Source organism: Pontibacillus salipaludis (genome assembly GCF_014642405.1).
GTDB lineage: Bacteria > Bacillota > Bacilli > Bacillales > BH030062 > Pontibacillus > Pontibacillus salipaludis.
The window spans coordinates 1-13034 of record NZ_BMIN01000033.1 but is presented as its reverse complement, the minus strand read 5'-3'; the positions used below and the strand labels follow the sequence as shown (position 1 = coordinate 13034).

12 protein-coding genes are annotated in these 13034 nt (G+C 35.5%); 9 read left to right on the top strand and 3 right to left on the bottom strand.

From position 1 onward, the window contains the following. Positions 1–134: 134 nt before the first annotated feature. The 5 genes from IEW76_RS20600 to IEW76_RS20580 all read left to right on the top strand — a co-directional run bounded on the left by IEW76_RS20600 (position 135) and on the right by IEW76_RS20580 (position 3299). Positions 135–929: a ParA family protein gene (locus IEW76_RS20600; protein ID WP_188656246.1), complete on the top strand. Its 795-nt coding sequence runs from the start codon at positions 135–137 to the stop codon at positions 927–929. Further along, entirely contained in the window at positions 913–1164 is a 252-nt protein-coding gene (locus tag IEW76_RS20595; RefSeq protein WP_188656245.1) for a hypothetical protein, read from the top strand. Before IEW76_RS20600 ends, IEW76_RS20595 begins: the two co-directional genes overlap by 17 nt. Positions 1165–1282: 118 nt before the next feature. Then, positions 1283–2281: a hypothetical protein gene (locus tag IEW76_RS20590; protein WP_188656244.1), complete on the top strand. Its 999-nt coding sequence runs from the start codon at positions 1283–1285 to the stop codon at positions 2279–2281. 16 nt (positions 2282–2297) lie between these two features. Then, positions 2298–2471, top strand: a complete 174-nt coding sequence (locus tag IEW76_RS20585) for a hypothetical protein (RefSeq protein WP_188656243.1) — start codon at positions 2298–2300, stop codon at positions 2469–2471. 330 nt (positions 2472–2801) lie between these two features. After that, positions 2802–3299: a site-specific integrase gene (locus IEW76_RS20580; protein ID WP_188656247.1), complete on the top strand. Its 498-nt coding sequence runs from the start codon at positions 2802–2804 to the stop codon at positions 3297–3299. Between the two features lie 127 nt (positions 3300–3426). Here the strand turns inward: IEW76_RS20580 and IEW76_RS20575 are convergent, their stop codons facing one another. Together IEW76_RS20575 and IEW76_RS20570 are read right to left on the bottom strand one after the other, a co-directional pair. Further along, positions 3427–5187, bottom strand: coding sequence for a DUF6119 family protein (locus tag IEW76_RS20575; RefSeq protein ID WP_188656242.1), 1761 nt, complete (start codon positions 5185–5187; stop codon positions 3427–3429). Positions 5188–5647: 460 nt separating this feature from the next. Beyond that, on the bottom strand, positions 5648–6823 hold the full coding sequence (locus IEW76_RS20570) for a hypothetical protein (protein ID WP_188656241.1): 1176 nt from the start codon (positions 6821–6823) through the stop codon (positions 5648–5650). Positions 6824–7921: 1098 nt separating this feature from the next. On the opposite strand from IEW76_RS20570, the gene IEW76_RS20565 reads away from it, so the two are divergent. The 3 genes from IEW76_RS20565 to IEW76_RS20555 all read left to right on the top strand — a co-directional run bounded on the left by IEW76_RS20565 (position 7922) and on the right by IEW76_RS20555 (position 10765). Beyond that, complete coding sequence (locus tag IEW76_RS20565) at positions 7922–8956, top strand: tyrosine-type recombinase/integrase (protein WP_188656240.1); 1035 nt, start codon at positions 7922–7924, stop codon at positions 8954–8956. A gap of 13 nt (positions 8957–8969) precedes the next feature. Next, on the top strand, positions 8970–9206 hold the full coding sequence (locus IEW76_RS20560; protein WP_188656239.1) for a hypothetical protein: 237 nt from the start codon (positions 8970–8972) through the stop codon (positions 9204–9206). A 269-nt stretch (positions 9207–9475) separates the two neighbouring features. Next, positions 9476–10765: a winged helix-turn-helix domain-containing protein gene (locus IEW76_RS20555; protein ID WP_229721323.1), complete on the top strand. Its 1290-nt coding sequence runs from the start codon at positions 9476–9478 to the stop codon at positions 10763–10765. A gap of 358 nt (positions 10766–11123) precedes the next feature. Here IEW76_RS20555 and IEW76_RS20550 read toward each other — a convergent pair whose 3' ends face one another. After that, positions 11124–11822 (bottom strand): hypothetical protein, encoded by a 699-nt coding sequence (locus IEW76_RS20550; protein ID WP_188656237.1) that lies wholly within the window; start codon positions 11820–11822, stop codon positions 11124–11126. Between the two features lie 616 nt (positions 11823–12438). On the opposite strand from IEW76_RS20550, the gene IEW76_RS20545 reads away from it, so the two are divergent. Then, positions 12439–12816, top strand: coding sequence for a hypothetical protein (locus IEW76_RS20545; protein WP_188656236.1), 378 nt, complete (start codon positions 12439–12441; stop codon positions 12814–12816). Positions 12817–13034 lie beyond the last annotated feature (218 nt).

Below are 13034 nucleotides of genomic sequence, written 5' to 3'. Positions count from 1 at the left end.
GGATACAGGTGTGTCAGCTTATATTAGGGGGTACCCTGGTTTCTTTTATTAAAGGGTTTTAGGTAGAGATCTAGAATGTTTTAATAAAGTGACAACGTTGGAAGAAACGAAGAAATCTTCCGGGAGGTGTTTATATGGCCATTACAATTACTATGGGGATTCAGAAGGGTGGTTGTGGTAAGTCAACAACTACAGGAATCCTAGCTTATTTAATGAGTCAGGATTATAAAGTTTTAGCAGTCGATATGGATTCTCAAGGGAATTTAACTGAATTGCTATCAGAACATGTATCAAATGATTTTGTTGGTTCTTCTGTTTTAGAAGCAATGCAGCAAGGAGATGCAAAAAAGTATATATATGAAGTATCAGACAGCATTGATCTTCTTCCAGCAAATAATTTTTTAGCGACTTTCCCACGTTGGATATATACAAGTAAAACATATAACGGTGAATATGTTCCTTTTAAGAAGAATCCCAGTTTAGCTTTAGATGAATTATTAGATCAAGTAAGGGATGAATACGATTTTATCTTGATTGACACGCCACCTTCGTTAAGTGAGCAAACAACAAATGCCTTGTGTGCTAGTGAATATGTTGTGGTTATGTATGAATGCTCTAACTGGTGCTATTCAGCTGTACCAAACTTCATGGATTCAGTTAAAGGTGCTCGAGAATTTGTTCATACAGAAACAGAAGTTATAGGTATTCTAAGAACTATGAATGATGTTCGAAGAAGTGATGCGAAGGCATTTAATGAAATAATAGAAGAAGATTACCCTGATTTAGTATTTAATACCATTATTACAAGGAAAGCTCCTATAGGAAGATTGTCATTGTATGGTTTTAAAGAAAATAAGGAGCTTAATCAGGCAATTATTCAATATAAAGATTTTTATAAGGAGTTGATTGATCGTGTCCAAAATAGATGAAATCAAGAACCGTAAAAGGCAGCAAAAACAAGTTACACCTACACAAGCGATTAGTGAAGAATTAGAACAAAATAACGTTGTTGAGAGCAACGATGAGAAAATAGAAAGAAAAAGAGTTTCTTTTGACCTTAGAACAGATTTGCATAAGCAACTGAAAATGCAATCTTTACTTGAGGAAAAGAACATTTATATTTTGATAGAAGAAGCTTTGCAAGAGTATTTAAGTAAGAAGTAAATGTAGTGACCTTGGTAGTTGCGCCGTGCATTTTGATGTTGAGAATGCACGGCGCAATTATGTTTGAATTTATAATAGTGATGCTATAAGAAATATACGAATTTAAGGGGGGGTATTTATGATTTGGAGAAAAGTGTTGTTGGCTTTGGCAGCTGTATTAATTGGAGGACTAAGCATTTATAACAGTGACATTGCAGATGAGACCTTTCAAGTTTTACCTGTATTGTTAATAGGGTATGTATTCTTGCTTTTTGTTGAGGCTCTGTTGCATGGGAAAGACCTAAAAATCGCAGATTTAAACCAAAAGTTATTAGAAGAAACAAAAGGGTTATTCTCATATTATAAAGAGTTAAAGGAGTATGATATAAAAAAAGAATACCAACGCTTTATGAAAGCTTTTGTAAGAGATCAACCCTACGTTTGCTCTGTTCAACTATACGAATATATAGTAAAAAGTACTTCACCATATAAACACAGAATTCAGTTGAACTATGTGGATGGTAATGTATCTGCTAATGAAAAGTTGAATGCTATTGTGCAGGATCATTTTGATTATAATAAGCGTGAAATTAGAGAGGTTAAAAAAGTTTATAAAGAATTGAATAATGCAGAAATGAACGACGACCACAACTCATTTGAATCGTTAAGTAAATCTTTTCAACTTCTTAACCGCTATAATAAAAAACTAAATTCATTTCATACTCATGACGATGATACTTCGTTGAAATTATCTTTGATGCAATTAATGGGTGATTTAATTGAAAAAAGAATTGATGCGGCTTTTACAGATGATCATCTTTTGTCTAATCCTCAATTAGAACAAAGGTTAATTCGCATGCGGAAGACTGGAATTGCTAGAGCTATAGTGAAGTATGAATTTTTTGAGGACCACTTAGACTACTTCTTTCGTTATAGTGGGGATGGAGATGCAAAATCTGGACGTCATTACATAGCTAGCATAAAAAAATCAAACCGAGGAAAAAATTACTTGTTTTTGATAACAGTATCTCCTGATTTGTGGTCTAATTCAGATGAAGTAAAGCAGTCCTTAAATGAGATTAAAGAGGAATTTAATTCCTTTTTAAATGAAAGTGACATAGTGTATAATAATAAATAAAGTAGGAGGGACCAGTATGAACAGGCCACAAGTTGATAAAGTAATTGAACTAGCTCACAAATATGGATACAATATGCGTCCCGGAACACCAAATTTTAAACGACCAAATGCCTCAGCAATACTGAAAGATACTCAAGAAAACCAACAGAGTAATCAGCAGAATAATCATAAAAACGTAGTTTTACGCTAAAGCAGAGCTAAGCTCTGCTTTCTTTATTTTAGATGGATCCAAGTGTGTAAGTAAAATATTTATCTCTTAGGTATAAAGGTTGGTAAAACCCCTCTCACGAACGCAACATAATGGTTATTATGTTGCGTTCGTTATCTATCCTGTATATCCGTAAACCCCTTGGGCCCCAAGGGGTTTTTGTTATGGAAGAGGAGGAAATTATGTTATAATGAAACATAATGAATAAACTGTTTCGTTTAATAAAACATATTGGAGGTTTGCGACGTGGAGAAAGAACGCCTAGGCCAGCAAAGTGTCGAACCGATCCGGGATCCGGAACTGATTCGAGACATGAAGGAGTATCTTTTACATAAAAGTTATCGGGATTATTTTTTGTTTGCGTTTGGCATTAATTCGGGACTCCGTATCAGTGACATCTTACCCTTGCGGGTGATGGATGTGCGGGAAACGGATCATCTGAGGATCCGGGAGAAAAAAACGCGGAACATACGAAAGGTCCGGATGACCGCAGCGTTACGTCAGGAGATTGAAAAGTACACGAAGGGTCTGGCAGATTCAGATTATTTGTTTCCATCCCGTAAAGGTGGACCCATTAACCGCACCAGTGCCTGGCGGATTATTAACAGGGCTGCAGAGGAATGCGGGGTTCCGGGACCTATTGGGACTCATACCCTGAGAAAAACCTTCGGGTATCACTTTTATCAGAAGACAAAAGACGTGGCGATGTTGCAGCAGATCTTTGGTCATTCCAGCCCATCCATCACGTTACGTTATATAGGGATTAATGATGATATGATGGATCAAGCTCTAGAAGAATTTGCACTTTAATTTTGAAGTTAAAGTCTTGTAACATCATTATCTAAATGATCCCGGGATCATTTAGATTCCCTATATCAAGAAAGCCCTCACTTTAATTAAAGTGAGGGCTTTTTCACACGTAGTAGTTGTGATGCTATTACTCATTTGAAGGAATAAATTGCAGGTAAACTTTAAATCCTAGATATTCCAGTTGTTTTACGTTTTCTCTTAAAGATACCATTTCCAAAATGGATAACATGTTGCTATTTGATTTTTGTTTATCTGCGTCCTTATCTATGATCGCTAAGATAATTTCTTTGCTTTGTGATTTAGATATATTTTTTAATATTCCATATTCTTCACTAGAATGATTGAAAGCATCTATTTTCTCGTTTATGTGCTGTACTACCTTTTCGTGATCGTTAATGAATGCGTGCGCTGAAACCAATGCTTGGGTTAATAAGTGACTCGTACCAGCAGCGCCTGAATGTCTTTTGACATGAATAAATTGAATTTTATGTTTGTTAAAGTACAGAACATCACAAAGTTCAATAGGAGTTGAAGTTAGACCATATTGTTTAACGGTCTGGGAATCAGGCATATAATTCGCCCGGTCTAACATAAGTACACGATTTTGGAACGCTAAATCTTCGTTGTATGCACCTTCAGAAAGTTGTTTTTTAGTACCACTTGAAACCATTTTGAAGTGTTTATCACTGTCAAAGGTTATAAACCTAATACTCTCGCTTTCTGTTGGTTTATTAATTTTATCTATATCTTTTTGTAACTTACTGTAGAATTCTTTATCTATTTCAAACCAGTTTCCCGCAACTAATATGTATTTATTTGAATTATAAGTGATTTCATAATTAATTGCTTTGTAAATTGTACAAACTTTTTCCAATGATCCTTCTTCATCAACTTTTTTAGAAATATGATTACTCTTTAACTTTTTTAAAACACCGACATGTGTTTTTTGTTGTGAGCTTAGCTGTCTCTTTAACCTTTGAAAAAAACTTAGTTCATCTATATTAAAATCAAAAGATGTTCCACTTTTATACCCTAGGCCCTCAATGAAGAAACCATAGAAGTTAGAAAGTTCAAATGTCTCATTAGGGAATATTTTCAGAGGAGATATTTGCCTCTTTGTAATATTAGCTGTGCTAATTATAGTTAGAATTTTCTTGGTTAGTCTTTTATCCAGAATCTCTTTTATTTCATCACTCACCACTGTCAAATCATCATCAATACCTAAGTTGTTTTCTCCAGCATCATAGAGGGATGCAAAGGTAGATAACCATTCATTTAAGTCTGATATAAGATCAATCTTCCCTTTAAAATTAAGACTCTCATTTCCTCCTATAGAGAATTTATCTTCAAAATCTCTATATACTCCGTGAACGTTTTTCACTATATTTTGTGAACCATACTCCAGTAACTTTTCTCGAATCAAAAAAGTAGAAGATTGCTTTTTGGTGTTAAATATCTTTCGATCAATTGATGTACTGTCAATTGAGTTTATTTCATTTATATCTAATAAACTTTTGGATATGGATAAGCCAAAGTCATGAACAATAAATTCGGAATCCAATAAGGAGGATCCGTGACCAAAGGTAAGAGCGAAAGTTTTCTTACTTTGTCCCTTTATTGTAAGGAAAACAATTGCCTTATGAGTTTTCTTAGGTGCAATTTTTAGGCTTTTCTTAGAAGATAAGGTGTTTAAGTAATCAACCCATTCTGGCATAGGAAGTTTATCTTCATAAACGAAAATAATCCCTTTTTCTACGATTGAAGACATTTGTCTTTTGTTAATGTAGTGAGTTTGTATTTTATCTTGATACTCTTCTCTTAAATACTTTTTGAAATTGGTTTTATTTTGGTTCATAAGATATATAGTTAAATTTTTATTCTTTGCCAAAATAATTCCTCCTAATAGTATGTAAAATCCCTATATATCAATGAAGTTAAGGATTTTTTATGTTTCCAAATAATTTTTTCGTGAAAAAATATAGTGATCCCTTTCAAATATACACTTTTTTTTCAATATGAAGTAATAGAGCCCCTTTTGAATCCCCTTATACAAAGTATAAGGGGATTCAAAAGGGGCTCTATGTCATCCATATTTTTTAAATGCTCATTACCTTAACAAGTTGTTAAAATGCTTTCGAGGGGGTGTGTGCGTGTGTTGGAGTTTGATTAATGGTAAGGCTGCCGAGTCCGGAAAACAATCTCAGAAGGCCTTTAAATGGCTTTAAATTCCATCCTTCTGTTGAAGATCATCTTAATAGAAGAACTCAAATCTTGAGAAAGTATTTGGCTGCTATTTTTATCAGAAAACAAGAGGCGTGGTGATAGTTTTCAAGATCTTATCTTTACTATTACGCGCTTATATCTATCCCGTGATGGTTTAAATGTGTTTTTAAAATATCTACAATATTTCCAATTGAGAAATAAGGGATTCTAAGTAAAGGTATTTTTGTCCTTTTGGCAAAATTATCTTTTATTGAATCATTCTCCACTTGAGACATGTATGCCTCGTCTCCGCCAAAGTAATCAACTGGTTTGAAGTGTTGTTCACCATCAAATTCTATAAGCATTAGTAAATTACGTTTATTCTGAGTATCAAACACAGCAAAATCAAAGCGTAAGGGTCTCTGATTTTTACAATCAGAGTCTTTGTATTCTTCAATAAAAGGAATGTTATTGAATTTAAGAAAATCGCGAATTAATCTTTGACCTTTTGAATCTTGTGAGTTGCTATGACATGTAGGGCAGCGACGGTTCCTCAAAAAGTTGTCTGGAGTAACTAGATATACTTCTTTACAAGTGGAGTGTTGTACTCTTATTAAGGTTTTTGCATCTACATATTCATCCAAAAATGTATACAGAGTCCCTACTAGTTCTTTAACTTCTGTTTTAAACATTTCGTTGGTTTTAGATACTTTCTTGTTGCAGTATTTACAATAAGATTTTTGATCTAAAAAATGCCTTGGACGGACAGGGAATATGTTTCCGCAAACGTGATGTTTAATAACTATATTTTCATGTCTCCCTTTATACTCATCCAATACTTCAAATTCTGATCCATATAGAAAGTTCACTTCATTAATAAAGTCATTCGTATTTCTTTTCCATTTATCAGAACAATAACGACATCTTCCTATAACTTTGCCTCTAGTCGGCTGAAGAAAAGAATCCGGTGTAGTTTCAATTACACGGCCACACCTCTTATGAAATAGCTTAATAGGGTCTTTAGCTGATATATAAGGGCTCTCTATTGAATATTCATTTCCTTCTAGTTCTGAAACTCTTTTTTGAAAGTTGTATGAAGCTGCTATTCGAGCTTTTTCCCGATTTTCTCTAGCTTTACAGCTCCTGCAGTCATATTTATAGGTGAGCAGATCCCTTGGAGATTTCGCCAGTATCCTCCCACACTTTTTGTGTAGTACACTAATCTTTTTATTGTGCCCTTGATACGTTTCAAGAGGAATGAAATCATCTCCCCATACCTCTTTTAATTCATCTATAAATTGTTTATTAGTTTTTTTGTTCATTTAAGACACACCCTTTTTCAACAGTATGTCCAGGTGATTGCTATTTATATTCTATTGTTCTAAGAAACTTAAAACTTATCTTGATTTATATGCAACCGAATTGGAATGAACAAATATGATGTGGTAAAGTAATAGCATGTTATCTATTCTTTTTTATTTTGATTGCGACCTTTTAAAGGTCAGCGGGTAGCTTTTATTAATTAAAGGTGGTCTATGGACCAAGTCTATGTAGGGGAGTAGTCTGTCTACTTTCAGTAACAATCGGCTTGCTGCGATAGGTCACCTTTTTTGTATGTCAAAAAATCCTCTTATTGGAGGATAAACAGTATTAAAGCTATCTATGTAGAGGCTGTGGCATGCAAAATAATCACTGAGATGTGCTAAACACATCAGGAAGAAAGTAATGAACAATAAGTTATGATGTTTTTGCCAGCAGAACGCCTTAAGCGATTAACCTGCTTTTATTAGGTAAGAACATTATGACAAGAGGGAATCCATCGAAACGCTATTGAGCGTAAGAATGGGTTCCCTTTTTTTGTTGCATTGATGACAGCTGTTTTGCTTAGCGTGTGAGGCAGGTCATCAGTCTAGAGGTAAGACTCTATAAAATCCATGGCGCTTGTTTTAATCCGACTTCCTACTGTGTGATATTGCAAATCATGGGGTGTAAAACACCTTCTTACTATGTGACATGCTTTGTGATAGGTCGGATATAAAGAACGAATCTGCATTCGTTGTAGATGAACATCATCAACTTCTTACTATGTGATACCAATTGGATTTGGGGCTGTATAGCCTTCTTATTATGTGACAGATCGATTGGTAGGTTGGACCGGTATTCCAGCAAGGCCGGTAAAGAAAAGCTTGCTTTGATATAGATGGATAGTGAACAGAACAGATTCAGAATACAGAGGCTCAATAATAGGCTCGCCTCTTAAAATGTAGAGCGGAGGTTTGAATGCTGCACTTTGAAAACAGCATATAAAAAAGGCCAAGAGCAACGCCCACCTTATGTCAGTACGCTTGCAAAAGCGTACTGACATAAGGTGGCGTTGCGAGCGAGCGAAGCGAGCGAGCCGAATTTTTGGGAGGAATTTTTTGGGGAAACGTGGCAAATCAAGCATCGTTCACCAGGTGAAATCAGCTTTAAAAGAAATCGATCAGATTGGCCTTAGCAAAAGAACAGCAAGAATCAATGATTCTCACGGTATTCATTCTATAAAACAAAAAGATAACACCATGTCAGATTGCCAGAACTTTGTGAAGTGGGTTAAACAGCAAGGCGTAACAAAGCTTTACCAGTTGAAAGAGGATCATTACAGATCCTATTTGGATCACCTCAAGAAAGAAAAGAGATCAATTGGCCACCAACGTAATGTAGAAACGTCTCTAAGACACTTGCAGAAAGCAATGAACGTACGTTCAAGCCGATTTGGACGTGAACAGGTGGTTTGGGTCCCAAATAAGCGAATAACAGACTGGAGGGAGCTTGAACCACCGAAAAACAGGTCCTATACAGTAGAAGAATATAAGTTGATCCGGGAGAACGTTCCTGAAAACTCGCGACGAGCTGTAGATTTGATGAGGAACTTAGGGCTACGAGTGCGAGAGGCGTGTAATGTGAAAAAAGAGCATTTTGAGCCTTCGCGCAATGGGGAAGGATGGCAGCTAAATATAAAAAACGGAAAAGGAGTGACGAAAGGAGGCAGATTTAGAAAAACACCTATACCAAAGCATTTTGAGCGACAGCTGCAGCAGATGTTAAAGAATAAAGGACCTGAAGATCGACTCGTAACCGTGAGTACGGATACGGTGCGAAGAGCTGTAAATGAAGCTTGCAGGAAGGCCTCTATTTCTCAAAATGGAAGAGGTACTCACGGATTTCGCCATGCTTACTCACGCGAACGTTTGGAAGAGCTTTTTGTCCAAAGAGGGATCGGAAGGGAGGGACCTAAAATGATCGCAAGAATCATGTACAACAAAGAGCAAGGCAGGAATGCCTGGTATGGCATCAATACAGGCCATGATAAAGAGCTATACGGCCAAGTTAAAAATTGTATAGATCAGGTCCATAGTGAAATAGGACATGGGAAAGACCGATGGGATTTAGCATCTATTTATTTGAAAGATTAAAAGGGGGATATACATGATTACAGTAAAAAATTGCATACGCCAGGGACATAGCAAGAAACGTCACTATTTTGTGTTTGTAGTAGAGGAGATTGCAAGGAACATAGAGATCCACTATGTTCTTAATTACATCAAAGACGTTATCATGCCGCAAGTGCAAGAGGGGTATTCTTATGAGTCTTGTACCTATAGCAATAGGTATGATGGTTGGTTGATTCAAGTGTCTAAGCACATGGATAAAGATATGGGATAAGAGATGGTACTGAAATAAAAGGAGAAGCATCTTAGTAGAAGGGACCACTATGATTCTATTAAAAATTGGTCAAACGTAGCAGGATGGGGGATAAAATGGTAGAATTAGTCGTATAAACGAGAAAAACTCCCTCTGCTTTGGCCGGCGTGGGAGCTTCTCATACTAGAACGGGACCGTATCCGGGGACACGTTTACCCTTTTCTCATTCAATTATGTCGTTATTATACCATGAGATTATGGTCCCTTCCACTATGGAAGGAGAATTTTTTATGGAAAGTAGTGCTTTGGATCAAGCAAAATACCATGCTTGGTTTCAACATCGAGATTCTGATGGATGGATTACAGTTGCTAGCAAAGGTAAAGATTCTGGATTTAAACAATGGCATTATAAACCTCAGGATCTAGCAGATGAATTGACTAAGTCTTTAGGAGAAGATGTGTATTTTAGCCAAAATACATTCTTTAAACCAGCTCGCAAGATAGAAAACATTAGACAACTTCGATCACTGTACATTGATTTGGATTTCTATATATTAAATTATCAGCCATCGTGGGTGTTGGCGAATTTGGAACATGAATTTTATAAGAAAACTGTACCGGAGCCAAATATAATCATATTTAGTGGTAGAGGTGTGGTTCTAATTTGGCTTATTGAGCCTGTTCCTTCTATGGCTCTACCCTTATGGCAAGCAGTTCAAGATTACCTTTTAAAAGAGCTAGAAGGATTAGGGGGAGACCCAAAGGCTACAGACGCAGCAAGGGTGTTTAGAATTGCTGGATCTATTAATTCGAAGAATGGTGCAGAGGTTCATGCTCAATTTCGTCATGATTACCGGTACGAATTAAGGCAACTACAGTTTGATTATTTACCAGAATTAGAGCCCGAAATAAAGCCACCTAAGAAAAAGAAAAGGGGGCGTAAAAATAAAGTCGCTCAGCTTTTTAATACATATACGCTTCATGGTGCTCGATTAAAAGATGTGGTTACTCTTGTGAATTTAAGAAATTACGAAGTTACAGGGTATAGAGAGATACTTTGTTTTTTGTATCGCTACTGGTCATGCTGTTTTACTAAGGATCCTACAAAAGCTTTAAACGATACCATTACGTTTAATTTAGAATTCACTGAGCCTTTACCTTGCCATGAAGTAGAAAGGGCAACTAAGAGTGCCGAAAAAGCTTGGGAAGCACGTAGTAATAAAGAAGCTAATCGAATTGCGCAAGAAAAAGGATACCCTGGGGCTGGCTACAATATAACCAATAAAAAATTAATCTCCTGGCTTGGAATTACGGGGGAAGAGCAATATCATTTAAAAACTATTATTGATACTAATGAAAAGAAAAGGAGAAATAAGGAGTACCAAAAGAAAAAGCGACGAGATAATGGAGTGTTAGATCGTAAAGAATATCTTGATTTGGAGAATGAAAAAACGCAGATGAGACTAAAAGAACTGTTGAGTATTTTAAACTCTAGTCCAGAGATGAAAAACAGAGATATAGCAAAAAAATTAGGCATCTCAATCTCCTACGTTAAGAAGTTGAAGGCTAAAGTTAAATAGCATACCTATTTTAATGAACTAAGGGTGCTTCTACTCAATTGGAGGGGCACCCAAATGTATTCGAACATTAAACAACGTTGGAAGAAACGAAGAAATATTCTTACATGAGGATGCAGGGGTATCAGCTAATATTAGGTGGATACTGGAATAATAAACATTTATTTTCAGGTTTGGGGAGGGTTTCAAACGAACTCTTTTTATTTCTTCAGGGTAATATCTTTTCTTATCAAAAGAAAAACACCCTCTGAGTCGATAATTGTATATACGACTCAGAGGGTGTTTTATCTGTTTTTATATTAGAGGATTACTCTAATATATGGCTTAGGTTTCAAATGGAAATCTAATAGGGTTGCATCCATTAATATGGCAGTATGTAACCTGTATCCCAATTCAAGTCTGCGTATATAGGTGTGTCACCTACTTTTACTCCAAAAAGATATCCTGTAACTACTATGTCAGCCTTTTGATTTAAATTAGAGTATGAGTAACCTGGATTCTCTACTTTCGCAGAATAACTTTCTGAAGTTATTGAGTAATTAACGCCATCTACAAGAGAATCAGATACTGAAGCGCTTGATCCGTATGCTTGCTCCCATGCCTCACGAGCTGGAGTTGAAGAATATGAAGCAGTTTGATTATAAGTGACTCTGTATGAATTACCCTGCAATGTTGTTCGACTTACCGTTTTTGTACCTGTTGCCTCTGACGTGGCTTGCATCACAAGGTTATTGCCATCAAGTTTATTGACACTTAAATCATCAGATGAACTTGTAGAAGAGAATTCAACATTTACCTCTTCAGGTGCTTGTTGCATATTTGTTACAGCCTCTTCAATTTCACCAACTGTAACTTCTGGAGTTGATTCTACCTTTTTTTCTATTTCTGCATCGTTATAATTACTAGCATCAACATTCAAATATTCTAAGACCTGATGAACATTGTCTGTGGTAACCACAGTTTCCGATGACAAGTTAGCTGCTGAGACAGTGTTAATTGGCATAATTGCCGCAAAGGAAACCGCAACCAAGAAACTTAAATACATGAATTTTTTTAACATAAAACCTCTCCTTTTTCTTTTTTAAAAAACCCATCCAGTAAACTAACATATATTAGTAGATTTTTTATACACCTTTTGGAAAATTACCACTTTTCACCCAAAAATTTTATTAAATAGAATAAATTTCTGGTATAAATTTACTACCTAAATTTTATTGACGCCACAAAGTCTCATGGTATCTGAAACTCTCACCTATAGGCACAATAAAGTGAGTAATGGATAAGGCTATTAATGACTGCCTCCGTTAGTTTAAGGCCCCCATAAATGTAATTACAATGGCCCAACTTCAATTTCGTCGTGATGAGACTCTCCATGTCACTAAAGTCGATTGAGATTCATTTCTTCAATGTCACAGACGGAAAATGTTCTCTTATTTGAAAAAAATACAAATTATTCGATATAATCTCCTTATTGTTTAAATATAAGATATCCACCTATAATGAATAAGGAATACGTATCCATTATTGGTGAAATAAAACAAAATTTTTAATACAAAGGCTTTGTTGCTGTATAATGACATGAAATTTTTCTATATATCTGAAAAGAATATTTTATATGTAGGACGTATTTACGTTATCTTTAATAAAGCTAAATTAAAATGGGAGGGTAATAACTCATGAAAAGGTTTGTATTTATAGCCATAATTCTATTCGCTGGTATTTATTCGTTGGTGGTATTTAACATCAACAGTGATGAAACAATATACATTAAAATGCAAGATAATGTTGAGGAGACTACTAGTGAAGACAATAATTCCAACGAAAATATGACTGAAAAGTTGGCTGCAGAGAAATTGTTTAGATACTTGCAAGAGGAAAAGGAAAATCAAGCCTCTAACGGTTTTGAGGTTCACTTAGAAGAAAAAGAACAAGAAGAAGATAAATATATTATGAAAGCATATAGCTTAGTTGGAGAAGGTGAATCCCAATCTAAAGAAAATATAGGTTTGTACTCTGTAAGTAAAAGTAATGGTGAAATAACTTCACTTAATTAAAAGAGTCACTCTTATAGGAAAAGCTCGCATCTGGTTCAGATGCGAGCTTTTCTTTGCATTGAAGCTGTTATTGAAGGATGGAGGCCCCTGTTTTCTTTTATTAAAGGGTTTTAGGTAGAGATCTAGAATGTTTTAATAAAGTGACAACGTTGGAAGAAACGAAGAAATCTTCCGGGAGGGGGATACAGGTGTGTCAGCTTATATTAGGGGGTACCCTG

What these genes read in the sequence shown, in the direction of transcription:
- IEW76_RS20600 (WP_188656246.1), top strand. Translation starts at nt 135, where the DNA reads ATGGCCATTACAATTACTATGGGGATTCAGAAGGGTGGTTGTGGTAAG.
- IEW76_RS20590 (WP_188656244.1), top strand. Translation starts at nt 1,283, where the DNA reads ATGATTTGGAGAAAAGTGTTGTTGGCTTTGGCAGCTGTATTAATTGGA.
- IEW76_RS20585 (WP_188656243.1), top strand. Translation starts at nt 2,298, where the DNA reads ATGAACAGGCCACAAGTTGATAAAGTAATTGAACTAGCTCACAAATAT.
- IEW76_RS20580 (WP_188656247.1), top strand. Translation starts at nt 2,802, where the DNA reads ATGAAGGAGTATCTTTTACATAAAAGTTATCGGGATTATTTTTTGTTT.
- IEW76_RS20570 (WP_188656241.1), bottom strand. Translation starts at nt 6,823, where the DNA reads ATGAACAAAAAAACTAATAAACAATTTATAGATGAATTAAAAGAGGTA.
- IEW76_RS20560 (WP_188656239.1), top strand. Translation starts at nt 8,970, where the DNA reads ATGATTACAGTAAAAAATTGCATACGCCAGGGACATAGCAAGAAACGT.
- IEW76_RS20555 (WP_229721323.1), top strand. Translation starts at nt 9,476, where the DNA reads ATGGAAAGTAGTGCTTTGGATCAAGCAAAATACCATGCTTGGTTTCAA.
- IEW76_RS20550 (WP_188656237.1), bottom strand. Translation starts at nt 11,822, where the DNA reads ATGTTAAAAAAATTCATGTATTTAAGTTTCTTGGTTGCGGTTTCCTTT.
- IEW76_RS20545 (WP_188656236.1), top strand. Translation starts at nt 12,439, where the DNA reads ATGAAAAGGTTTGTATTTATAGCCATAATTCTATTCGCTGGTATTTAT.